We start from the raw sequence: 24,202 nt of genomic DNA, 5'->3' as shown, positions 1-24,202 counted from the left end.
ACAGCGATTGCGTTTGTGACAACAAGGGATGCAGCGGATTAAACCATTCCTGTCGCGCCGACCGCCAGCAAGAGCCGGGCCGGGCGCTTACAGAGGATGAAAGGTCGCCGCATGAAATTTGCAACCGACGCCGCCCACCCGCCCGTGCCGCCCGCCGCGAAGCCATGGTACCGGCATCTTTATGCCCAGGTGCTGATCGCGATCGTCGCCGGCGTGCTGCTGGGCCACTTCTACCCGTCGACGGGTGAAGCGCTCAAGCCGATCGGCGATGCGTTCATCAAGCTGGTGAAGATGATTATCGCCCCGGTCATCTTCCTGACCATCGTCACCGGCATCGCCGGCATGCGCGACCTCGCCAGCGTCGGCCGCGTGGCGGGCAAGGCATTCGCCTATTTCCTGACCTTCTCGACCCTCGCGCTCATCATCGGCATGATCGTCGGCAACGTCGTCCAGCCGGGCGCGGGGCTGAACATCGATCCCGCGACGCTCGATACGTCGAAGGTCACCGAATATGCCGCCAAGGCGCATGATACGACGATCACCGGCTTCCTGACCGGGATCATCCCCGACACGTTCCTGTCGGCGCTGACCGAGGGCAACATCCTCCAGACGCTGTTCGTCGCGATCCTGTTCGGCATCGGCCTCGCCATGATCGGCGACAAGGGCGAACGCGTGCTCGACGCGCTGAACGACATCTCGATCGCCTTCTTCAAGGTCGTCGCGATCGTCATGAAGGCCGCTCCGATCGGTGCGTTCGGCGCGATGGCGTTCACCATCGGCAAATACGGCATCGGCACGCTGTTCAGCCTGGCGGCGCTGGTCGGCACCTTCTACCTCACCGCCTTCCTGTTCGTCACGATCGTGCTGGGTGCGGTCGCGCATTTCTGCGGCTTCTCGATCTTCAAGCTGATCTCGTACCTGAAGGCCGAACTGCTGCTGGTGCTCGGCACCTCGTCGTCGGAAAGCGCCCTGCCCTCGCTGATCGAAAAGATGGAGCGCGCCGGCATTCCGAAGTCGATCGTCGGCCTGGTCGTGCCGACCGGCTATTCGTTCAACCTCGACGGCACCAACATCTACATGACCATGGCCGCGCTGTTCATCGCCCAGGCGTGCAACGTGGACCTGACGCTCAGCCAGCAGATCCTGCTGCTCGCCGTCGCGATGCTGTCGTCGAAGGGTGCGGCGGGCGTGACCGGCGCGGGCTTCATCACGCTGGCCGCCACGCTGTCGATCGTCCCCTCGGTGCCGGTCGCCGGCATGGCGCTGATCCTGGGTGTCGACCGCTTCATGAGCGAGTGCCGCAGCCTGACGAACTTCATCGGTAACGCGGTGGCAACCGTTGTCGTCGCAAAGTGGGAAGGCAAGCTCGACAAGCACCAGTTCGACGAGGCGCTGGCCGGTCGTGCGGTGCGCGTCGACCAGATGCCCGAAGGCGCGGTTGCCGCCGAGTAATTCCCGTAAGGGCCGGTTCCGGCACAGCCCCGGACCGGCCCCTGCCGACCAGCGCCCTTCGAGGGCGGACAAAGGTATGCCGAGATGAAGACCCTTTTGCGGCTCTGCGCCGCCACCCCGCTGATCGCATCGGCGATCGCCCCCATCGCGGCCCGTGCCGCCGAACCCGCCGCCCCCGCCACGACCCAGCTCGCCGATCGCGGCAATGCCCGCCCGATCGCGCAGGAATATCCGACCGCCGGGGTTGGCGACGGCATCACCGCCGGCGGCTACAACCAGTCGCGCTGGGCCGAGGACTGGACCAAGTATCGTGATCCCAAGAAGCGCGACGACGTGCTCGACCGGCTGAAGTACATCCCGATCGCCGGCGACGACGTGTACCTGACGCTGTCGGGCGAGTTCCGCTACCGCGTCAACCTGACCACCAATCCCAACCTGCGCGACCGCGAAGCGCAGCGGCAGGACATCAACCGGATCGTCGGCGGTGCCGACCTGCATCTGGGCGATCATGTCCGCCTGTACGGCGAACTGGCCCATGCCGGCATGTCGGGCCGCAACCTGGGCGTAAAGGCGGGACAGCTGCACAACGACCTGGTGGTGCAGCAGAGCTTCGTCGACGTGACCGGCACGGTCGGCGGCGTCGACCTGGGCGTGCGCTATGGGCGACAGACCTTTGCCGACGGCCCGAACCTGATGGTCGTGCCGCGCGACAACAACACGATCTTCTTCGTCTATAACGGCGTGCGCGCCTGGGCGAAGGGTGACAAGATTCGCGGCGACGTGTTCGATTTCAAGACGACCCGGCTGGGCGTCGGCGGCACCGGCGACGATATCGTCGACGACAATCGCCGCTTTTCGGGCGGGACCGCCGGGTTCGTTCTGCCGAAGTCGCTGCTGGGCGGGTCGAACCTCTATTTCGATCCGTTCTTCTGGCGGCTGCGCAACAGCAACGCGACCTGGGGCACGCGCACGACCGAGGAAGTGCGCAAATTCTACGGCCTGCACCTCTATGGCGATAGCGGCCAGGTGAACATCGACTGGACGGTCAACTATCAGGGCGGCGAGTTCGACAACCGCCCGATCTCGGCATGGCTGGTCCTGCTCCAGCAGACGTACAAGGTCGGCAAGTCGAAGACGGCGCCGCGCGTCGGCTTCCACTTCGATTATGCCAGCGGCGGCGGGGCCTATGGCAACGGTACGCTGAAAACCTCGCTCGCGCCGTTCGGCAACAACATCTATTACAGCTACCAGCTGTATTCGACGCCGACGAACCTGATCGCCTTTGCACCGAGCGCCCAGTTCCAGCCGACGCCGAAGCTGCGCATCGCGACCGAATATCAGCTGTCGTGGCGCGACAGCCTGAACGACGCGGTGTACCGCGCCAACGGACAGGCCTTTGCCGGCACGCAGCTCGGCAATGCGCGCAAGGTCGCCGATACGATCCGCTTCCAGGCGATCTATGCCGTCAGCCCGCGCGTCAGCCTGACCGCGCGCTACGAGCATCTGATCGCCGGCCCGGCACTGACCGATGCGAACTACAAAAGCTCCGACTTCCTTGCAGGCTGGATCAGCTTCCGCTTCTGAGTTCCCTGAGCAACCTTCTCGCCCCGGCGGCTTCCGCCGGGGCGTTTTCGTCTTTTGAATCGAAGGGTCCGATCATGTCCCCCGCCGCCCACGCCGCCGCCCGCGCGCTGCTCGCCGATCCGCTGACCAACAAGGGCACCGCCTTTACCGAGGCGGAGCGCGACCAATGGGGGCTGCACGGCCTGCTCCCGCCGCATGTCGGGACGCTGGACAGCCAGATCGAGCGGCGGCAGCGCGCGCTTGCCGGAATGCCCGATGATTTCCACCGCTACAGCTTCCTGCGCGAATTGCAGGATTCGAACGAAATCCTGTTCCACGCGATGGTGCAGCGCGACCTGCCGGCGATGCTGCCGCTGGTCTACACCCCGACCGTCGGCGAAGGGTGCGAGCGGTTCAGCGATATCTGGCGGCGGCCGCGCGGGCTGTTCCTGTCGTGGCCCAATCGCCAGCGCATCGCCGAAATCCTCGCCGATCCCGCGCTCGACCGGGTGAAGGTGATCGTCGTCAGCGACGGCGAGCGCATCCTGGGCCTGGGCGATCAGGGGGCGGGCGGCATGGGCATCCCGATCGGCAAGCTGGCACTCTATACCGCCTGTGCCGGCATCCATCCGTCGGAGGTGCTGCCGATCCTGCTCGACGTCGGGACCGACAACGCCGCGCGGCGCGAGGACCCGCTCTATGTCGGCTGGCGTCACCCGCGCATCCGGGGAGCCGAATATGACGCGTTCGTCGAGGATTTCGTCAGCGCCGTCGCCGACCGCTTCCCCGGCGTACTGCTGCAATGGGAGGATTTCGCCGGGCACAACGCGTACCGTCTGCTGGAGCGGTATCGCGACCGGCTGCTGAGCTTCAACGACGATATCCAGGGTACCGCCGCGACGGCGGTCGGGACGCTGCTGTCGGCAATCGGGCGTACCGGCGTTCCGCTGTCCGAACAGCGGATCCTGCTGTTCGGCGCGGGGGCTGCCGGATGCGGCATCGCCGACATGCTGGTGCAGGCGTTGCAGGCCGATGGCCTGTCCGCCGAACAGGCCCGCGCGCATATCTGGGCAGTGGACCGCGACGGGCTGATCCTGTCCGACATGGATGATCTGTCGACCGGGCAGCGCACCTATGCCCGCGATCCCGCAGAGGTGGCGGACTGGACCCGCACGTCGCATGGCGCGATCGACCTGTTCGATGCGGTCGCCAACATCCATCCGACCGTCCTGATCGGTGCCTCGGGCCAGCATGGCGCGTTCGGCGAAGCGGTCGTGCGCACCATGGCCCAGTCGGTCGAGCGCCCGGTGATCTTTCCGCTCTCCAACCCGGTCTCACGCGCCGAGGCGCATCCGGTCGACCTTGCCCGCTGGAGCGCAGGGCGCGCGGTGATCGGCACCGGCAGCCCGTTCGGCATCGCCGATGTGACGCAGGTGAACAACGTCTATATCTTTCCGGGCGTCGGGCTGGGGGCGCTCGCGGCACAGGCGCGAACGATCACCGACACGATGTTCATGGCCGCCGCCCGTGCGCTGGGCGCGATGGGGGGCGATACGACGCTGCTGCCGCCGATCGAGCGGCTGCGCGACGTGGCGCTCGACATCGCGGTCGTGGTCGCGGCACAGGCGGTGGCGGACGGCGTGGCCGCCCCCGGCGTGGTGATCGATCGCGACACCATCGCCGCGCAGATGTGGCAGCCCGCCTATTGATCGCCAGAGCGAATCGGGAACCATCGACCCGCGTGGAGTCTTTCTGACTGCTGTCAATCCTGTCCAGCAGGGGTTCAGGCGAATCCCGGCAAGACAGCGGCAGAGAGGAAGCATCATGAAGAAGTTGATGAATATTTTTGCCGGCATCGGCCTGACCATCGCCGGCCTGACCGCCGTTCCCGCCGTCGCCGACGCACAGCCGGGCCGCCACGGGTACCGCGACCACGGTCCCCGCGCGCATCACGACGACCGCCGCTGGGACGATCGCCGCCATTGGGACAATCGTCGCGGCTGGGACAACCGTCGCGCGTATAACGACCGTCGTCGCTGGGACGAGCGTCGCCGGTGGGACGCACGCCGCGGTGACCGCTATGGCTATCGCGGCGAACGGGTCGTTCCCGGCTGGTCGCGCGAAGCCGCCGCGATGGGCGTCGATTATCGTGGCCCCTGCCGCTACGTGATCCGCAACGGCCGCCGCGTCTGCGGTTAAGCGAAACGCCCCCTTCCGGCCCGTGCCGGGAGGGGGTTATTTCTTGGGCGTGACCCACACCGATACCGGCACCACGACCTTGCCCGGTGCCGGCTTGCCCACATCCACCCGGTCGGCGGTGACTAGTTCGCCGGTTTCGAGGTTGAACGAGGCCCAGGGCTTCGGCATCCGGCCAAATGTCATCTTCTGGATCGGCTGGCCGGTAGTCGAATTCATGATGGTGGCAATAACAGGCATGGCCCGCGCCTAGCCGCCGCCCCGCCCCGCTGTCCAGCCCGACTCAGAACCGCATGTCCCAGCCCAGCGTGAACGTCCGCCCGCGCCCGGCGAAGAACGCGAAATTGTCGTTCGGCAGGCGGGTGTCGCTGCTATAGTCGATATAGGAGCGGTCGAAGATGTTCTGCGCGCTGAGCGAAAGCCCGCCAAACTTCGTCTGGTACCGGATCGATGCGTCGGTGACGTCATAGCCACCGAAATTGTTGTCCGGGCTGGGGTTCACCTTCCCCCGGAAATTGCGCGACAGATAGAATTGCGTCTGCACCCGCGCCGTCACCGGCCCGCTCGCCAGATCGGCGGCCAGGTTCAGCCGGTCGGGGGAGATATTGGTTCCGTCCAGATCGGTATCGACCACGCCATCCGCCGGACTGCGGTCGCTGTCGTAGCGGCCGAGGATATGGGCATAGCCGGTCGAGACGCGGAGACCGGGCAGCGGCGTCTGCACCGCCAGATTCACCTCCAGCCCCTCGATCTCCACCCGCTGGCGCTGCACTTCGAAAATGCCGTTGCCCTGCGCGACCAGCAATTGCCCCCGGTCGCTCGACGACCAGAAATAGGTTGCGCCGGCGTCCAGCGGCCCGCGCTTCACCTCGACGCCGACCTCCCGGTTGTTCGACACGACCGGCTGGATGTCGAGGAAGCTGTCCAGCCGGACGCCCGGCGTCGAAATCGCGCGGGTGATGCGCCCGATATCGGCCATGGTGAACCCTTGCGCATAGCTGGCATAGGCGCGGACCCCGGCCAGCGGCTCGACGATCAGCCCGCCGTTGAACAGCACGTCGCTGAATTTGGGCGCGCCCCCGGTCACAGCGACGCCGCCAAAGGTCGTGGCATTCCTGCCATCATAGGTGGTCGATGCCAGCGTGCGGAAATCGTCGATGCGGACCTGCACATTCTCCCACCGCGCGCCGCCCGCCACGCGAACCACCCCGTCGGCGAGCTTCAGATTGCCCTGCACGAACGGCGCAAGGCTGCGGAAGTCGGCGGGCGGCACCCAGATGCGGTTGGTGGCGATCAGCCGCTGCTCGGTCTTGTCGAACAGCGCGTCGAACCCGATCGTCGCGACCAGCGCCTCGAACCCCGGCACGGCGCGTTCATAGCTGGCCTTCGCGCCCAGCTTGCGCGAGCGGTTTTCCGACTGGTCGAACAGCGTGCCGACCGGCGCGATCGCCGGGTCCTGAAACGTCGCCTGGATCGCGACCTCGCCGCCGAACGTGTCGTGGGTGCGGTTGAAGAACAGCTGCGTGACCAGGTTCCCGCCCAGCATATCGCTGTCGGTGTAGGACAGCGACAGCGCCTCCGCCCGGTTGGCGGCGGGCCGCCCCGGCGGGGTTCCGCGCACCGCGCTGGTCGGCACGCCGGTGCGGCGATTGCCAGCGACCGCGAGGTAATCGCCATCGCCCTTCAGCTCGAACCGGTTGGCGATCAGGTCGAGCCGCCCGGTCGCGCCGACCTCCATCCCCAGCCGCGCAAAATAATCGGTCGCGCGCGAATCCTGCGTTTCGCCTTGCGTCAGGTTGATGCCGACCCGCCGGTCCTGCGCGTCATAGAACGCGCCGCGCCGTTCATGGCTGGCCCCGATCGTGGCATCGAACCGGCCCGATTTCGACTGGACCAGCCCGGCGACCTTGCCACCGAAGCCATCACGCTCGAACCCGTCCGATGCCGTGCCCTGCACCAGCGCGCGACCGCTGACGCCCTCCCGTCGCGGGGCGCCGACCGTCACCTGGTTGACGATACCGCCGGTGCCGCCGACGCCCTGCAACGCGTTCGATCCATAGATCAGCTCGACCCGATCGATGAAGAAGCCATCGATGGTGAAGCCATCGCGGCTGCCGTCGCGCAAGGGGGTCGTCTGCGGAATGCCGTTGATCGCATAGAGTGGCGAGCGTCCGCGCAGCGTCTCCCCCGCGCCCGACAATTTGCCGCGCGTGGGCGAAAAGCTTGGGGTCAGTGTCGCGACGGCATCGGTGATGCTGCCCGATATCGCGATCTGCTGGTCAATCGCCTGCTTGTCGAGGATGTCGATGGTCAGCGGCAGCGCATTGGGCGGCAGGATGGTACGCGCGGCGGTAACGACGATCTCTTCGTCGGCCGGCGGGGCTTCGGCGGTGGGCGACGCCGGGTCGGTGCCCTGCGCCATCGCCGGTATCGCCAGCAGCGCCAGACCCGCTACACTTGCCATCAACGGCAGGCGCGTGTTGCACCCCATTGTCATTTCCCTTGCGTAATATTGACCCCGAACTGTCGCGCCGCTAACGCGATCCATTATCAATATCAAGTCTGTTTGAGCCTGCCGCATGACCCGGAACATCCTGTTTCAGATTCACTGGTTCCTCGGCATCACCGCCGGCCTCGTGCTGGCGGTGATGGGCGTGACCGGTGCGACGCTGAGTTTCGAACCGGAAATCCTGGCAGCGCTGAACCACGACCGTCCGGCGGCGGTATCGGCGCAGCGCCTGACGGTGCCGCAGCTGATCGCACAGGTTGAGCGTCAGCGTCCCAACGCAAAGATCACCCGCCTCACCATTCCGACCGTACCCGACGAGATGACCACGGTGTCCTATCAGCGGGGCACGTCAAAGGACCGTGTGGTCGAGCATATCGACCCGTTTACCGGCACCCTGCTCGGCGAACCGCGCGGGGCGGAGGTGCTGGAGGTGATCGAGCACCTGCATCGCTGGCTGGCGCTGCCGGGCGAAGGCAATGGGATCGGGCGGCAGATCACCGGCTTTTCGGCGATCGCGCTGATCTATTTCGCGCTGTCCGGCCTGTATCTGCGCTGGCCCAAGCGACCGCTCGACTGGCGTAACTGGTTCGTGCTCGACCTGCGCAAGACGGGGCGCAACCTGTACCGGATGCTGCATGCCGTCATCGGCGGCTGGGTGCTGCTCTTCTACCTCGTCAGCGGCTTTACCGGGCTGTGGTGGTCGTACGACTGGTATCGACAGGGCGTCCGTGCGTTGCTGGTCGCCGAAGCGCCGACCGAAAAACATGACGGGCCAAAGGACGCACCGGTCGATCTGGCGCGCGCATGGGACGGCTTCGTCCGCGCGACCGGCGGTCGTTCCTATGATCGCATTACGATGAGCGTGCGCGACTATGGCGAGGTGCAGTTCCGCGCCAAGCTGCCGGATGCGCGGCACGACCGGGTAAGCGACGAACTGACCATCGACGGCAGAACCGGCGCAGTGATCGACGATCAGCCCTATGCTACCCGGCCGCTGGGCGAGGATATCGTCACCAGCGTGTTCGAAATCCATCGCGGTGCCTATTTCGGGATCGTCGGGCGGATCGCGATGCTGCTGGCCAGCCTGACCATGCCGCTGTTCACCATCACCGGCTTCCTGCTCTATTTCGCGCGTCGCCGGCGCAAGGCGGCGCTGGCACAGGTCGTCGCCGATGCCACCGACGTGCCCGTCGAACAGGCAACGACGCTGGTCGCCTATGCCAGCCAGACCGGATCGGCCGAGCGTATCGCCCGGCTGACCGCCGACGCCCTGCCCCACGCCGCCGCGCTGCCGATCACATCGCTCGACCATGCCACGCTGGCGCGCGCCAGCCGGTTGTTCGTCGTCGCCAGCACCTATGGCGAGGGCGAGCCGCCCGACAATGCGCGGGGGTTTGCCCGGACGATGGAGCGCGATGCGCCCGACCTGTCGCATCTCGACTATGCCGTCATGGCGCTCGGCGACCGCGAATATGCCGAGTTCTGCGCCTTCGGCCACCGGGTCGATCGCTGGCTGCACGACCACGGCGCCACCCGCCTCTTCGACGCGGTGGAGGCGGACGGCAACGATGACGATGCGCAGCGCCAATGGCAGCACCAGCTGGCCGGGCTTGGCGGGCGTACCGATCAGCCCGATTGGGCCCCCGCCGCGATGGAGGACTGGCGGCTGGTCGACCGCCGCCTGCTGAACTCCGGCAGCCTAGGGGGCGAGGCGTGGCAGATTACGCTGGCACCGGTCGCGAACGCCGCCCAGTGGATGCCCGGCGATATCATCGAAATCCTGCCGCAGCAGGATGTGCGGAGGGTCGATGCCTATCTGGCCGCGACCGGTCTGGCCGATACCTCCGACAATCGCGCGATGCTGATGACCAGCATCCTGCCGACCGGTGCGGGCGACGTCGCCACCCGCAAGCCGATCGGGCACCGCGAATATTCGATCGCGTCGATCGCCGAATCGGGCCGGGTCGAGCTGATCGTCCGGCGCTGCACGGCGAGCGACGGCTTTGACGGGCTGGGATCGGGCTGGCTGTGCCATGGCGCACCGCTTGGCGGTATCGTGCAGGCGCGGGTGCGATCGAACCCGGCGTTCCACCCGCCCGCCGACAACAACATCCCGTTGATCGTGATCGGCAACGGGACCGGTCTTGCCGGCCTCCTCGCCCATCTGCGCCACCGCGCGGCATTGGGAGGCGCTCCGGCGACGCTCTATTGGGGTGAGCGGCATCCTGCGCAGGACGACTTCCTCGCCGACGAGCGACAGGCGCTATGCGACGCGGGTGTCCTCGCCGACCAGCACATTGCCTGGTCACGCCGGCCGGGCGGCTATCGCTATGTGCAGGATGCCGTGGGGGCGCATGCGGACGCGATTCGGTCGGCGATCGATGCCGGCGGGGCGATCTATGTCTGCGGCAGCGTGCAGGGCATGGCGCCCGGCGTCCATGCCGCGCTGGCCACGATCCTCGGCGAATCGCTGCTGGAGGAGATGCTCGGCGACGGTCGCTATCGCCGGGATATCTATTGAACGGTGCCGCCCCTCAATGCCGGTGTTCGCGGCGCAACTGGTAGCGGCCATCGGCGTAATCGTCGAACAGCCCCCGGATCGCGGGATGGTCGACCGGCTCCTCGCTGTCGTCGACGATCAGGTTCTGCTGGCTGACATAGGCGACATAGCTCGCCTCGGCATTTTCGGCGAGCAGGTGGTAGAAGGGCTGGTCCTTCCGCGGCCGCGCATCGGCGGGGATCGATTCATACCATTCCTCGCTGTTCGCAAAGACCGGATCGATATCGAACACGACCCCGCGAAAATCGAACAGCCGGTGACGCACGACCTCCCCGATCGAGAAACGGGCATGGGCGATCGGCGGCAACGGGGTACCAAGGTCGAGCAGCGGGGCGGAAATGGCCTTCATGCAAAATAATCTAGGGTCGATGTGCGTTTGCAGCAAGGATGCGCTTGCACATCCCGAATCCTTGGGCTAACCGGCCTCCCTCGCTGACCAACGTGCCGCGTCAAACACGGCATATGAGCGGAAAACCTCTGCGGAGAGGTGGCAGAGTGGTCGATTGTACCGCACTCGAAATGCGGCGTGCCTTTACGGGTACCGAGGGTTCGAATCCCTCCCTCTCCGCCACTTACCTGACAGTCCGAACCACGCGCCGCCCTGCAACGGGCCGCTTGCGCATCGCGTTCGTCCGCGCCAAGCAGCGGCGATGCGTATCGCGCTTTATGAACCCGAAATCGCGGGCAATGTCGGGGCCGTGCTGCGGCTGGGGGCCTGTCTGGGCGTCGCGGTCGACCTGATCGAGCCGCTGGGCTTTGCATGGGACGATCGCCGCGTGCGGCGGACGGCCATGGACTATATTGACCATGTGTCGGTAACGCGCCACGCCGACTTCGCCGCGTTCCAGGCGGCGCGGGCCGGCGCGCGGCTGATCCTCTTCACGACCAAGGCGACGCGGTCCGCCTATGACTTCCGGTTCGAGGCCGACGACGTGCTGCTGTTCGGCAAGGAAAGCGCGGGCGTGCCGCAAGGCGTCGCCGATCGCTGCGACATCGGCCTGCGCCTACCGATCCGGTCAGAGGTCCGCTCGATGAACCTCGCCACGGCCGCCGCGCTGGCGCTGGGCGAGGCGCTGCGACAGGCCGACGCGCTGCCGAAATAGGAAGCGGGCGCCGGTCCCGCGACCGGCGCCCCTGCCCCGTCACCCCAGAACGGCGTCGCCCAGATGTCGCCATTCGACGACCTGCTGCGTCTGCTCGCCCAGCCCGGCGATGCCCAGCGTCATCGTGTCGCCGGCCTTCAGATAAATCGACTGCGGCTTCTTGCCCTCGCCCACACCCGGCGGGGTGCCGGTAATCATCAGGTCGCCGGGATAAAGGGTGATATATTCGCTGACATAGGAAATCAGCTCGGCCACGTCGAAGATCATCGTCCGCGTGTTCCCGGTCTGCATCCGTTCGCCGTTCACGTCGAGGAACATGGCGAGGTCCTGCGGATCGGCAATCTCGTCGGGGGTCACCAGCCACGGGCCGACCGGGCAGAAGCTGTCATGCCCCTTCCCCTTCGACCATTGCGTGCCGCGCTGCTTCTGGTTGAAGCGTTCCGACACATCGTTGGCGATGGTGTAGCCGGCGACGTGGGCAAGCGCGTCTTCCTTGCTGACATAGCGTGCGGTCTTGCCGATCACGACGGCCAGTTCGACTTCCCAGTCGGCATGGGTCGATCCGCGCGGCAGCATCACCTCGTCGTTCGGGCCGGTCAGCGACGACAGCGCCTTCATGAACATCATCGGCTCGCTCGGCACCGGCAGGTTCGATTCGGCGGCATGGTCGGCATAGTTCAGGCCGATCGCCACGATCTTGCCGATCCCCTTGACCGGCACGCCATGGCGGGGCGCACCGTCGACCACGGCCAGGCTGTCGATATCGACCGACAGGTCGCGGATCGTGTCGACGGTGATGTCGTCGATCACGCCCGACAGGTCGCGGATACGGCCATCGGCATCGACCACGCCCGGCTTTTCCGCGCCCCGTTCCCCATAGCGACAAAATTTCATTGCACGTCTCCCGAAGATTCGCAGCGCCCGCGCGGTGCCGTTTCGTCGTTTCCCCTCGCTCCGCGCCCGAACCACGTCAAGCGGTGGTGACGGGCCTCGACGGATAGTCATCGGCCCGCCATGTTGCCCGCGTAACGGCCATGGGGATGAGCAGAGAACGCGAATGACGACCGGCACGGGCACTCTACTGGGCCGCCGCGCTCTGATCGGCGGAGGTGTCGCAGCGGGCCTCGCCGCGACGCTGCCGGCGCGGGCCGCCGCGACGCTGCAATTCCGCCCGATCTGGCCGAGCGGCCCGCCGGGCAGCGCGGCGGTGCATGTCGTCGAGCAGGAAGTACCACGATCGGCGACCGGCCCGGCGGACGATACCGCCTTCGTGCATGTCCGTACCCCGGCGCTGGTCCATGCCGTGCCGGCGCGACCGAATGGCGCGGCGATCCTGCTGATCCCCGGTGGCGGCTATCGACGGGTAGCGGTGGGGCACGACGGACGCGACATGCTGCAATTCTTCGCCGATCGCGGCTATCACGCCTATCTGCTGAAATATCGCCTGCCGAGTGATCCCTGGGCCGGTGGACCCGATACGCCGCTTCAGGACGCACAGCGGGCGTTGCGGATCATCCGGGCGGAGGCGACGGCGAACGGCGTCGACCGGGATCGGATCGGCGTGATGGGGTTTTCGGCGGGCGGGCACCTTGCGGCGATGCTGGCCTATCGTACCGATGCGACCTACCGCGCCGCCGATTCCGTTGATGCGCAGCCGCTGCGTACGCGGATCGCGTGCCTGCTGTATCCGGTTGCGTTGATGGGGGCCGCCGGGACCCATCGGGCATCACAGGACCAGTTGCTCGGCCCGAACGCCCCGCCGGAACAGGCCGCCTATTACCGCACCGACGCGCGGATCACCGCCGCCAGTCCGCCCACTTTCCTGACCCATGCGATCAACGACGGGATCGTCGCGGTCGACAACACGCTCGCGCTGCTCGCCGCGCTGCGCCGGTCGAAGGTCGCGGCGGAGGCGTATCTGCCCGAGCTGGGCGGGCACGGCTTCGGCGTGTTGCGCGACGGCCGCGCCGCGCCATGGACCGCCCTGTTCCTCGAATGGGCCAGACGACACGGTTTGTAAGGATTTGACTGTCACCGGAACGACCCGGTTCGCGCATACGTATTGCGCGTGACAAGCGTTCGACATTCGATACTGTCGTTCGTATCCCGTTTCGAGGAATCCGCGTGACCCAGCCTGCCCTTGCCGCCGTTGCTCCGACCACGCCGCCCCTTGCCGATGCCATCCTCGAAACGCTGGTCCACCGGATCGGCAAGGATGCGCAGGCCGCGCTGCCGCATGACTGGCTGGCCGCGACCATCCTGACCGTGCGCAACGACATCATCGAACGCTGGATGGCGTCGAGCAAGCAGGCCCATGCCGCCGGTGCCAAGCGGGTCTATTATCTAAGCCTCGAATTCCTGATCGGGCGGCTGCTGCGCGATGCGATGGCGAACCTGTCGCGCACCGACGAGGTGCGCGAGGCGCTGACCTCGCTCGGCGTCAACCTCGCCGACCTGGAGGGCGAGGAACCCGACGCGGCGCTCGGCAACGGTGGTCTCGGCCGGTTGGCGGCGTGTTTCATGGAAAGCCTCGCGAGCCTCGACCTGCCCGCCTATGGCTATGGCATCCGCTATGTGAACGGCATGTTCCGCCAGCGGATCGACAATGGCTGGCAGGTCGAACTGCCCGAAACCTGGCTGCGCCATGGCAATCCGTGGGAGTTCGAACGCCGCGAGAGTGCCTATCGCATCGGCTTTGGCGGTGAAGTCGTCGGCGACGAGAATGGCGACATCCATTGGATGCCGGGCGAAAGCGTCGAGGCGGTCGCGGTCGATACGCCGGTGATCGGGTGGCGCGGGGCGCGAGTGAACACGCTGCGCCTGTGGACCGCGCGGGCGCGCGATCCGATCCGGCTCGACCGGTTCAATGCGGGCGACCACGAAGGAGCGCTGGCCGCATCTGTCCGCGCCGACACGCTGGTCCGCGTCCTCTATCCGGCCGATTCGACCCCGGCGGGACAAGAGCTGCGGCTGCGGCAGGAATATTTCTTCTCCTCCGCCTCGATCCAGGACATCGTTCGCCGCCACGTCCAGTATTTCGGCGACATCCGCACCCTGTCGGACAAGGCCGCGATCCAGCTGAACGACACCCACCCGGCGGTGTCGGTCGCCGAGTTGATGCGTATCCTGATCGACGACCACGCGCTCGATTTCGACGGCGCGTGGGAGATTACGAAGGCGACGTTCGGCTATACCAACCACACGCTGCTGCCCGAAGCGCTGGAAAGCTGGCCGCTGCCGCTGTTCGAACGGCTGCTGCCGCGCCACATGCAGATCGTCTATGCGATCAATGCGAAGGTGCTGCGCGAGGCACGGGCACAGGGTCAGGACGACGGCGCGATCGCCGCGATCAGCCTGATCGACGAAGGCGGCGAGCGGCGGGTGCGGATGGCGAACCTGGCATTCACCGGCAGCCATAGCGTCAATGGCGTGGCTGCGCTCCACACCGACCTGATGAAGCAGACGGTGTTCGCCGACCTCCACCGCCTCTATCCCGACCGGATCAACAACAAGACCAACGGCATTACGCCGCGCCGCTGGCTGTTCGAAAGCAATCCGGGGCTGACATCGTTGATCCGCGAGGCGATCGGCGACGGCTTCCTCGACGATGCGACGAAGCTCGCCGAGCTGAAGCCCTTCGCCACCGACGCCGCGTTCCGCGAGAAGTTCGAGGCGGTGAAGCGCGCGAACAAGGTCCGCCTGTCGCAGCATCTGCGTGAGGTGATGGGCGTCCGGCTCGACCCCGACGCGATGTTCGACGTGCAGGTAAAGCGCATCCACGAATATAAGCGCCAGCTGCTCAATATTCTCGAGACGGTGGCGCTGTACGATCAGATCCGCAGCCACCCGGACAAGGACTGGACCCCGCGCGTGAAGCTGTTCGCGGGCAAGGCCGCGTCGAGCTATCACAACGCCAAGCTCATCATCAAACTGGCGAACGATGTGGCGCGGCGGGTCAATGCCGACCCGGCGGTACGCGGGCTGCTGCGCGTCGCATTCGTGCCCAACTACAACGTCTCGCTCGCCGAACTCATCATGCCGGCCGCCGACCTGTCCGAACAGATCAGCACGGCGGGGATGGAAGCGTCGGGCACCGGCAATATGAAGCTGGCGCTGAACGGCGCGCTGACCATCGGCACGCTCGACGGTGCCAACGTCGAAATCCGCGATCATGTCGGTGCCGACGACATCGTGATCTTTGGCCTGACCGCCGATGAAGTCGCCGAAAAGCGTGCCAGCGGCTATAATCCGCGCGACGCGATCGCCGCCTCGCCCGAGCTGCAACAGGCGTTGTCGGCGATCAAGGGCGGCGTGTTCAGCCATGACGAACCGGGCCGCTATGCCGGGCTGATCGATGGCCTCGAAAACAGCGACTGGTTCCTGTGCTGCGCCGATTTCGACAGCTATGCGCAGGCACAGCGGCAGATCGACACGCGGTGGAGCGACCGTGCCGGGTGGAACGCCAACGCGATCCGCAATGTCGGTGGGGTTGGCTGGTTCTCGTCCGACCGCACGATCGGCGAATATGCCCGTGATATCTGGAAGGTGATGTGACGCCCGGCGACGACGCCATCGCCGCGCTGCTCGGCGGGCGTCATGCCGATCCGTTCGCGTTGCTCGGTCCCCATGCCGGGCCGGCGGGTACGTTCGTGCGCGCGTGGCTGCCCGGTGCGCAAAAGGTGCTGGCGCACGACCTTTCGGGCAAGGTGCTGGGCGAACTCAAGCCCGTCGGCGACGGTATCGTCGAGGGGGTGATCGATGCCCCGCCCCAGCCACTCTGGTATTATGCGCGCGGTGGTGGTGGCGAATGGTGGGTGAAGGACCCTTATTCGTTCGGCCCGGTCCTGGGGCCGACGGACGATTTCCTGCTGGCGGAGGGCACGCACCTGCGCCTCCACGACAAGCTCGGCGCGCATCCGATCCGGCACGAAGGCGCCGATGGTATGCACTTCGCGGTGTGGGCGCCCAATGCGCAGGTCGTCAGCGTCGTCGGCGACTGGAATATGTGGGATGCCAAGCGCCATCCGATGCGGCGGCGCGGCGATGCGGGGGTGTGGGAAATCTTCCTGCCCGATGTCGGCCCGGGTCAGGCGTATAAATTCGCGATCATCGGCCCGGATGGCGAGCGCCTGCCGCACAAGGCCGATCCCTTCGCGTTCGAAAGCGAACTGCGCCCGGCCACCGCATCGCGCACCGCCGCCCCGCTCGACCATGACTGGCGCGACGCGGCGCACCGCGAGCATTGGGCATCGATCGATGCACGCCGCGTGCCGATCTCGATCTACGAAGTCCATGCCGGCAGTTGGCAGCGTGGCGACGATGGCTGGTTCCTGCCGTGGGACCAGCTGGCCGACCGGCTGATCCCCTATGTCGTCGATCTGGGCTTCACCCATATCGAATTCTTACCCGTCAGCGAGCATCCCTACGACCCGTCCTGGGGATACCAGACGACCGGGCTGTACGCGCCCTCCGCCCGGTTCGGCGATCCGGCCGGGTTCGCGCGGTTCGTCGATGGCGCGCACAAGGCCGGGGTCGGCGTACTGCTCGACTGGGTGCCGGCGCATTTCCCGACCGACGCGCATGGCCTGGCGCGTTTCGACGGCACCGCGCTCTACGAACACGAAGATCCGCGGCTTGGCTTCCACCCCGACTGGAACACCGCGATCTACAACTTCGGTCGCCGAGAGGTGTCGCAGTTCCTGGTGAACAACGCGCTGTTCTGGGCCGAACGCTATCATGTCGACGGCCTGCGGGTCGATGCGGTTGCATCGATGCTGTACCGCGACTATTCGCGCAAGGCAGGCGAATGGATTCCGAACGCCGATGGTGGGCGCGAGAATTGGGAAGCGGTCGAGTTCCTCCGCGACACCAACCGCGCCGTGTACCGCGAACATCCCGGTTTCTTCACCATTGCCGAGGAATCGACGTCGTGGCCCGGCGTGTCGAAACCGGCCCATGAAGGCGGGCTGGGCTTCGGGTTCAAATGGAACATGGGTTTCATGCACGACACGCTGTCGTACATGGCGCGCGAGCCGGTGCACCGGGCGCACCATCATGACGAAATCACCTTCGGCCTGACCTATGCCTTCAGCGAGAACTTCGTCCTGCCGCTGAGCCATGACGAGGTGGTGCATGGCAAGGGGTCGTTGCTGACCAAGATGGCCGGTGACGATTGGCAGAAATTCGCCAACCTGCGCGCCTATTACGCGCTGATGTGGGGCTATCCGGGCAAGAAGCTGCTGTTCATGGGGCAGGAGTTCGCCCAGCGTCGCGAATGGTCGGAAGAGCGCGCGCTCGATTGGGAGTTGATGGAGGCGCCCGCACATCGCGGCGTCGCCACGCTGATCCGCGATCTCAACCGGTTGTATAGTGAGACACCGGCATTGCACGCGCGCGATTGCGAGGGCGACGGCTTCTGCTGGGCGGTGGTCGACGATGCGGCCAATTCGGTCTTCGCGTGGGAACGCCGCGCGCCGGGCGAGCCGCCGGTCCTGGTCGTCAGCAACCTGACGCCGGTAGTGCGCGAGGGTTACCGCGTGCCGGTGTCGGCGAACGGAACGTGGCGCGAAGTGCTGAACAGCGACGCAGCCGTCTATGGCGGTGGCGGCATCGGCAATCTGGGCGCGGTTACCGCCGCCGACGGCACGGTCACGCTGACCCTGCCGCCGCTGGCGACGATGTGGTTCGAATATAACGCGTAAGTTTTTTGGGGGAGAGTACTGCGTGGAGAGGCGAGGACAACCATTGGCGCGTGACGCCATGGCCTATGTATTGGCGGGCGGCCGGGGCAGCCGCCTGTTCGAGATGACCGACACCCGTGCCAAGCCGGCGGTCTATTTCGGGGGCAAGAGCCGGATCATCGACTTCGCGCTGTCGAATGCGATCAATTCGGGCATCCGCCGCATCGGCGTGGCGACGCAGTACAAGGCGCACAGCCTGATCCGCCATCTCCAGCGCGGCTGGAACTTCCTGCGTCCCGAACGCAACGAAAGCTTCGATATCCTTCCGGCAAGCCAGCGGATCAGCGAGTTCCAATGGTATGAAGGCACCGCCGACGCGGTGTTCCAAAACATCGACATCATCCAGAGCTATGGTCCGGAGTACATGGTCATCCTTGCCGGGGACCATATCTACAAGATGGACTATGAACTCATGCTCCAGCAGCATGTCGACACCGGTGCCGACGTGACCGTCGCCTGCATGGAGGTGCCGCGGGCCGAAGCGGTTGGGTTCGGCGTCATGCATGTCGATGCGAACGACCGGATCATCGATTTCGTCGAAAAGCCGAAGGACCCGCCGGCGATCCCCGGCAATCCCGACATGGCCCTCGCCAGCCTCGGCATCTACGTCTTCCGTACCAAATTGCTGTTCGAACAGCTCCGCCGCGATGCGGATGCGGAAGGGTCGAGCCGCGATTTCGGCAAGGACCTGATCCCCTGGCTGGTCGAACATGGCCATGCGCAGGCACACCGTTTCTCCTCCTCCTGCGTTCGCAGCCCGGAAGAACCGCGTGCCTATTGGCGCGACGTCGGCACGGTCGATGCCTATTGGGAAGCGAACATCGATCTGACCGATGTCGTGCCGCAACTCGACCTGTACGACCGCAGCTGGCCGCTGTGGACCTATTCGGAAATCACCCCGCCGGCCAAGTTCGTCCATGATATCGACGGACGGCGCGGCAGCGCGGTGTCGAGTCTGGTCGCGGGCGACTGCATCGTGTCCGGATCGACCGTGCATCGCAGCCTGCTCAGCACCGGGGTCCGCGCGCACAGCTTCAGCAGCATCGACGAATCGGTGATCCTGCCGATGACCCGGATCGGGCGGAATGCGCGGCTGACCCGCTGCGTGGTCGATGCCGGCGTCACCATTCCCGACGGGCTGGTGATCGGCGAGAACCCGTTGCTCGACGGCCACCGCTTCCGCCGGACGGAACGTGGCATCTGCCTGATCACCCAACCGATGATCGACCGGTTGGAGGTTTGATGCAGCCGATGCATATCCTCCCCGGCACGGGGAGGGGGACCATGCGCAGCATGGTGGAGGAGGCTGGCCTGCTCCACAGCGCGCCTTGTGTGCGGACATCCCCCTCCACCGTCCTGCGGACGGCCCCCCTCCCCATACCGGGGAGGATCTAGATGCGCGTTCTTTCCGTCGCTTCCGAAGCCTATCCGCTCGTCAAGACCGGCGGCCTTGCCGATGTCGTCGGGGCCTTGCCCGCCGCGCTCGCCCCGCACGGGATCGTGACGACCACGCTGCTGCCGGGCTACCCATCGGTCGTGAGGTCGCTCGGCCGGGCCAAGGCGGTGCGCCGCTGGGAAGACCTGCTGGGGGTCCCGGCCCGTTTGCTGGGCGGAAAGATCGATGGCCATCCGCTGCTCGTGCTCGACGCGCCAGCGCTGTTCGCGCGCGACGGTGGTCCCTATGGCGATGCGACGGGCCGTGATTGGGACGATAACTGGCGCCGCTTCGCTGCGCTCGGCCGGGCGGCGGCGGACCTCGCGCCGCAGTTCGACCTGGTCCATGCCCATGACTGGCAGGGGGCGATGGCGCCGGCCTATCTGCGCTATGACGGCGCGCGCGTGCCGAGCGTCCTGACGATCCACAATATCGCGTTTCAGGGGCGCTATGATGCCGCCGTCTTCGCCGACTTGGGGCTGCCCGACAGCGCCTTCGCGCTCGACGGAATCGAATATTATGGCGGGATCGGCCTGCTTAAAGCGGGCCTCGCCTCCGCCGACGCCATCACTACCGTATCGCCCAGCTATGCCGAGGAAATCCGGCGGGGCGAATTCGGCATGGGGCTGGAGGGATTGATCGAGGCGCGGCGCGACCGGGTGTCGGGCATCGTCAACGGCATCGACCCGGCGGTGTGGTCGCCGGAAACCGACGCCGCCCTGCCCGCCCGCTATACCGCGCGCACCCTGCCCCGCCGCCGCACCAACAAGCGCGCGGTCGAAGCCGCGTTCGGCCTCGAACCCGGCGACGGCCCGATCTTCGTCGTGGTCAGCCGGCTGACGTGGCAGAAGGGCATGGACGTGCTGGCCGGCGAACTCGATGCGCTGGTCGCGATGGGGGGCCGGCTCGCGCTGCTCGGCTCGGGCGACGCCGCACTGGAACAGGCGTTCGTCGCTGCTGCCACCCGCCATCCCGGACGGATCGGCGTTCGCATCGGCTATGACGAAGGCGTCTCGCATCTGTTGCAGGGTGGCGGCGATGCGATCCTGATCCCGTCGCGCTTCGAACCCTGCGGCCTGACCCAGCTCTACGGCCTCGCCTATGGCTGCGTGCCGGTCGTTGCGCGCACCGGCGGGCTGGCCGACACGGTGATCGACGCGAACGAGGCGGCGGTGGCGGCGGGCGTCGCGACCGGGGTCCAGTTCGGGGCGGTCACGCCGGACGGGCTGGCACAGGCGCTGCGGCGAACGATGGCGCTCTATGCCCGGCCCGATTGCTGGACGACGCTGCAGAAGCAGGGAATGCGCGCGGACTTTTCCTGGACACGCAGCGGCGCGCGCTATGCCGAGCTCTATCGGGGCCTGTTGGCCGCATGACGCCGGGTGCCTGTGCGATCCCCGGCGGCACGCGCTTCGCCGTTCGAGCGCGCGAAGCGGCGGGCGTCTGGCTGTGCCTGTTCGATGGCGATGCCGAACGCCGCGTGGCGATGGCGCGCGACGGCGACTGGTTCGTGGCGGAGGTTGCCGGCGTAGGTCCCGGCCAGTGCTATGGCTATCGCGCCGAGGGCGAATGGGCACCCGATCGGGGCCGCTGGTTCGATCCGGCCAAGCTGCTGGTCGATCCCTATGCCGTCGAACTCGACCGCCGCTTCGCCTACGACCCGATCCTGTCGGCGTATGGCGAGGACACCGCCGGCATCGTGCCCCGTGCGATCGTTCCGGCGCTGTCCGCGGCTGCCCCGGTCGAACGGCCGCTGATCGATCCGGCGCGGCCGATTTATGAACTGAACGTCCGCGCCTTCACGATGCAGCATCCCGACGTGCCCGAGGAACAGCGCGGAACGATCGCCGCCCTCGCCCATCCCGCGATTATCGCCCATCTGCAAAAGATCGGCGTCGGCACCGTCGAGCTGATGCCGATTGTCGCCTGGATCGACGAACGCCATTTGCCCCCGTTGGGCTTGCGCAATGCCTGGGGCTACAACCCCGTCGTGCCGATGGCGATCGATCCCGGTCTCGCCCCCGGTGGCGTCACCGAACTGCGCGACACGATCGCCGCGCTCCACGCCGCCGGGATCGGCGTCGTCCTCGACCTGGTGTTCAACCATAGCGGGGAAAGCGACCGCGACGGGCCGATCCTGTCGCTGCGCGGGCTGGACGATCGCAGCTATGCGCATGCTCCAGACGGCAGCCTCATCAACGATACCGGCACCGGCAATACGCTGGACGCGGGCGATGCCGGGGTGCGCGATCTTATCCTCGCCTCGCTGCGCCATTTCGCGGCGCTGGGCGTCGATGGCTTCCGCTTCGACCTCGCCCCGGTCATCGCGCGTTCGCCCGGTTTCGATCCACAAGCCCCGATCTTTGCCGCGATCGCCGCCGACCCGCTGCTGCAACACAAGGTGATGATCGCCGAGCCGTGGGACATCGGACCCGGCGGCTATCAGCTGGGCAATTTCCCACCCGACTGGCTGGAATGGAACGACCGCTACCGCGACGATGTACGCCGCTTCTGGCGCGGTGATGGCAGCGTCGGGCAGTTGGCGACGCGGCTGATGGGATCGGCCGATATCTTCGGCCCCGTCACCCGCAGCGTCCATTTCCTTGCGGCGCATGACGGCTTCACCCTCGCCGATCTCGTGTCGCACGTCGATCGCCATAACCATGCCAATGGCGAGGATAATCGCGACGGGCATGGCGACAACCTGTCGTGGAACCATGGGATCGAGGGGCCAAGCGACGACCCTGCCGTCATCGCCGCGCGCACCGCCGATCTGCGCGCACTGCTCGCCACCTTGTTCGCGACGCGCGGCTATATCCAGCTGACCGCCGGCGACGAATTCGGCCGATCGCAGCGGGGCAACAACAACGCCTATGCGCAGGACAATGCGATCGGCTGGGTCGACTGGCGCGCGCGCGACGTGGCGCTGGAGGAGCATGTCGCGACGCTGGCTGCGTGGCGGCGCGATCGTCCCGCCGTGTTCGACACCGATGTGCCGCAGCAGGCGACGTGGCTGGCACTCGATGGCGCACCGATGACGGCGGAAGCGTGGGAAGCGCCCGACTGCCCCGGTTTCGAACTGCACCTGCCGGGCGCGACGATCCGGGTGGATCGCCCCGCCCGGAGCGTCACGCTGCGATAGGTTCGCGCACCCGCAGCATCGCCACCGCCGCCAGCGCCATCACGGTCGCCGCGACCAGCATCGTCGTGGCCGGCTGGGCCGGGAACCACGTCTTGATGACGCCGCCCATGACGGTCGCGACGATAAGCTGCGGCAGGACGATGAAGAAGTTGAAGATGCCCATATACACGCCCAGCTTGCGCTGCGGCAGGGCGTTGGCGAGCAGGACATAGGGCATGGTCAGCACCGATGCCCACACGATGCCGATGCCGATCATCGGCACGATCATGCCCAGCCGGTCATGCGTCAGGTAGATGCCGATATAGGCCGCCGCCCCGATAATCAGGCACAGCATATGCGTCCGCGCCGCCCCGATGCTGCGTGCGAGCAGCGGCAGCGCGAACGCCGCGACAGCCGCCACGCCCGAATAGATCGCGAACAAGACGCCGACCCAGCTGCCCGCCTGGTTATAGCCGTCCGATGCCGGATCGACCGTGCCCCACACCTGCTGCGCGATGACCGGCGTCGTATAGACCCACATGATGATCAGCGCGCCCCAGGTGAAGAACTGCACCAGCGCCAGCCGCCGCATCGTGTCGGGCATGGTGGCGAGGTCGCCGATGATGTGGCTGAGCACATTGTCTCCGCGCCCGGTCCGCACCAGCGCCGCCGACACCATTTGCGCCACGCCGTAGAGCGCGATGCCGGCCGCGACAAAATACGCCTCGCGCCCGCTTTCCAGCGCGCCGCTCGCCTCCGCCCATGCGATCAGCGCGGCGACGATCACGCCACCGACGATCCACATCGGGCCACGTGCCGGCACGACCGGCGGGGCGGTATCGACCGGCTCCTCGGTTTCCTCGCCGAACGCCGCCAGCTCTGCCGGGCTGTATTCGCGCACGCTCAGCACCGTCCACAGCACCGCCGCCAGCAGCATCGCCCCGCCGAAATAGAAGCCATAGCGTACTGCATCGGGCACCTGCCCGGCTGGTGCTATGTTGCTGACGCCGAAGACATTCTCCAGCACATAGGGCGCGATGCTTGCGACGACGGCCCCCGCACCGATGAACCAGGTCTGGAACGCATAGCCCGCCGGTCGCTGTTTCGGCGCCAGCATGTCGCCGACGAACGCGCGGAACGGCTCCATCGACACGTTCAGCGACGCATCGAGAATCCATAGCGTGATCGCCGCCGCCAGGATGGTCGGCGAATTGGGCATGAAGAACAGCGCGCAGGTGCACAGGATCGCACCGACCAGGAAATAGGGTCGCCTGCGCCCCAGCCGCCCCCAGGTGCGGTCGGAATAATGGCCGATCAGCGGCTGGACCAGCAACCCGGTCAGCGGGGCGGCGATCCACATCAGCCCCAGCTGATCGATCGGCGTGCCCAGCGACTGGAAAATGCGGCTGGCATTCGCATTCTGCAGCGCAAAGCCGATCTGGATGCCGAAGAATCCGAACGAGATATTCCAGAGCTGGGCAAAGCCGAGCGTCGGGCGGGTGTTGGTCGTCATAAATCCTCCC

The 24,202-nt window shown here is 66.6% G+C and carries 17 protein-coding genes and 1 tRNA gene; 13 read left to right on the top strand and 5 right to left on the bottom strand.

What is annotated here, in order from left to right; all coding sequences use genetic code 11:
• Nucleotides 1-111: 111 nt before the first annotated feature.
• The 4 genes from ASE58_RS09275 to ASE58_RS18310 all read left to right on the top strand — a co-directional run bounded on the left by ASE58_RS09275 (nucleotide 112) and on the right by ASE58_RS18310 (nucleotide 5,214).
• Nucleotides 112-1,452 carry a dicarboxylate/amino acid:cation symporter gene (locus tag ASE58_RS09275; protein ID WP_055756076.1) on the top strand — a complete coding sequence of 447 codons (1,341 nt, stop codon included), beginning with the start codon at nucleotides 112-114 and terminating at the stop codon, nucleotides 1,450-1,452.
• 84 nt (nucleotides 1,453-1,536) lie between these two features.
• Nucleotides 1,537-3,036 (top strand): alginate export family protein, encoded by a 1,500-nt coding sequence (locus ASE58_RS09270; protein WP_055820270.1) that lies wholly within the window; start codon nucleotides 1,537-1,539, stop codon nucleotides 3,034-3,036.
• Nucleotides 3,037-3,110: 74 nt separating this feature from the next.
• Nucleotides 3,111-4,724, top strand: a complete 1,614-nt coding sequence (locus ASE58_RS09265) for an NAD-dependent malic enzyme (protein ID WP_082467852.1) — start codon at nucleotides 3,111-3,113, stop codon at nucleotides 4,722-4,724.
• 115 nt (nucleotides 4,725-4,839) lie between these two features.
• Entirely contained in the window at nucleotides 4,840-5,214 is a 375-nt protein-coding gene (locus tag ASE58_RS18310; RefSeq protein ID WP_055756071.1) for a hypothetical protein, read from the top strand.
• A gap of 36 nt (nucleotides 5,215-5,250) precedes the next feature.
• Here the strand turns inward: ASE58_RS18310 and ASE58_RS09255 are convergent, their stop codons facing one another.
• Nucleotides 5,251-5,451: a hypothetical protein gene (locus ASE58_RS09255; protein WP_082456876.1), complete on the bottom strand. Its 201-nt coding sequence runs from the start codon at nucleotides 5,449-5,451 to the stop codon at nucleotides 5,251-5,253.
• 43 nt (nucleotides 5,452-5,494) lie between these two features.
• Nucleotides 5,495-7,702 carry a TonB-dependent receptor gene (locus ASE58_RS09250; RefSeq protein WP_055820267.1) on the bottom strand — a complete coding sequence of 736 codons (2,208 nt, stop codon included), beginning with the start codon at nucleotides 7,700-7,702 and terminating at the stop codon, nucleotides 5,495-5,497.
• An 88-nt stretch (nucleotides 7,703-7,790) separates the two neighbouring features.
• Here ASE58_RS09250 and ASE58_RS09245 point away from each other — a divergent pair, with 88 nt between their 5' ends.
• Nucleotides 7,791-10,241: a sulfite reductase flavoprotein subunit alpha gene (locus tag ASE58_RS09245; protein WP_055820264.1), complete on the top strand. Its 2,451-nt coding sequence runs from the start codon at nucleotides 7,791-7,793 to the stop codon at nucleotides 10,239-10,241.
• Between the two features lie 13 nt (nucleotides 10,242-10,254).
• Here the strand turns inward: ASE58_RS09245 and hspQ are convergent, their stop codons facing one another.
• Complete coding sequence (gene hspQ / locus ASE58_RS09240) at nucleotides 10,255-10,629, bottom strand: heat shock protein HspQ (protein WP_055820261.1); 375 nt, start codon at nucleotides 10,627-10,629, stop codon at nucleotides 10,255-10,257.
• Nucleotides 10,630-10,761: 132 nt separating this feature from the next.
• Here hspQ and ASE58_RS09235 point away from each other — a divergent pair.
• Nucleotides 10,762-10,851 (top strand) — tRNA-Ser (locus ASE58_RS09235).
• Between the two features lie 79 nt (nucleotides 10,852-10,930).
• Nucleotides 10,931-11,383, top strand: coding sequence for a tRNA (cytidine(34)-2'-O)-methyltransferase (locus ASE58_RS09230; protein WP_055820258.1), 453 nt, complete (start codon nucleotides 10,931-10,933; stop codon nucleotides 11,381-11,383).
• Nucleotides 11,384-11,422: 39 nt separating this feature from the next.
• Here ASE58_RS09230 and ASE58_RS09225 read toward each other — a convergent pair whose 3' ends face one another.
• Entirely contained in the window at nucleotides 11,423-12,277 is an 855-nt protein-coding gene (locus ASE58_RS09225) for a fumarylacetoacetate hydrolase family protein (RefSeq protein ID WP_055820255.1), read from the bottom strand.
• A gap of 163 nt (nucleotides 12,278-12,440) precedes the next feature.
• Between ASE58_RS09225 and ASE58_RS09220 the strand changes: the two genes are divergently transcribed.
• From ASE58_RS09220 to glgX, 6 genes are all read left to right on the top strand, one after another.
• The gene (locus ASE58_RS09220; protein ID WP_055820252.1) at nucleotides 12,441-13,403 is read left to right on the top strand and encodes an alpha/beta hydrolase; all 963 of its coding nucleotides are present in this window, start codon (nucleotides 12,441-12,443) and stop codon (nucleotides 13,401-13,403) included.
• A 104-nt stretch (nucleotides 13,404-13,507) separates the two neighbouring features.
• A complete protein-coding gene (locus ASE58_RS09215) occupies nucleotides 13,508-15,937 on the top strand; it encodes a glycogen/starch/alpha-glucan phosphorylase (RefSeq protein WP_055820250.1) in 2,430 nt (809 codons plus the stop codon).
• Complete coding sequence (gene glgB / locus ASE58_RS09210) at nucleotides 15,934-18,084, top strand: 1,4-alpha-glucan branching protein GlgB (protein WP_055820247.1); 2,151 nt, start codon at nucleotides 15,934-15,936, stop codon at nucleotides 18,082-18,084. The genes ASE58_RS09215 and glgB overlap by 4 nt, the downstream gene beginning before the upstream one ends.
• Nucleotides 18,085-18,106: 22 nt before the next feature.
• Nucleotides 18,107-19,366 (top strand): glucose-1-phosphate adenylyltransferase, encoded by a 1,260-nt coding sequence (gene glgC, locus ASE58_RS09205; RefSeq protein ID WP_082467850.1) that lies wholly within the window; start codon nucleotides 18,107-18,109, stop codon nucleotides 19,364-19,366.
• A gap of 152 nt (nucleotides 19,367-19,518) precedes the next feature.
• Nucleotides 19,519-20,934 (top strand): glycogen synthase GlgA, encoded by a 1,416-nt coding sequence (gene glgA, locus ASE58_RS09200; protein WP_055820241.1) that lies wholly within the window; start codon nucleotides 19,519-19,521, stop codon nucleotides 20,932-20,934.
• Complete coding sequence (gene glgX, locus ASE58_RS09195; RefSeq protein WP_055820238.1) at nucleotides 20,931-22,700, top strand: glycogen debranching protein GlgX; 1,770 nt, start codon at nucleotides 20,931-20,933, stop codon at nucleotides 22,698-22,700. The genes glgA and glgX overlap by 4 nt, the downstream gene beginning before the upstream one ends.
• On the opposite strand, the gene ASE58_RS09190 is transcribed toward glgX, so the two are convergent.
• Entirely contained in the window at nucleotides 22,687-24,192 is a 1,506-nt protein-coding gene (locus tag ASE58_RS09190) for an MFS transporter (RefSeq protein WP_055820235.1), read from the bottom strand. The genes glgX and ASE58_RS09190 overlap by 14 nt on opposite strands.
• Nucleotides 24,193-24,202 lie beyond the last annotated feature (10 nt).

The sequence above is a fragment of the Sphingomonas sp. Leaf9 genome (genome assembly GCF_001421355.1).
GTDB lineage: Bacteria > Pseudomonadota > Alphaproteobacteria > Sphingomonadales > Sphingomonadaceae > Sphingomonas.
The sequence above is the reverse complement of the archived record's forward strand: the minus strand, read 5'-3'. Positions and strand labels throughout refer to the sequence as shown.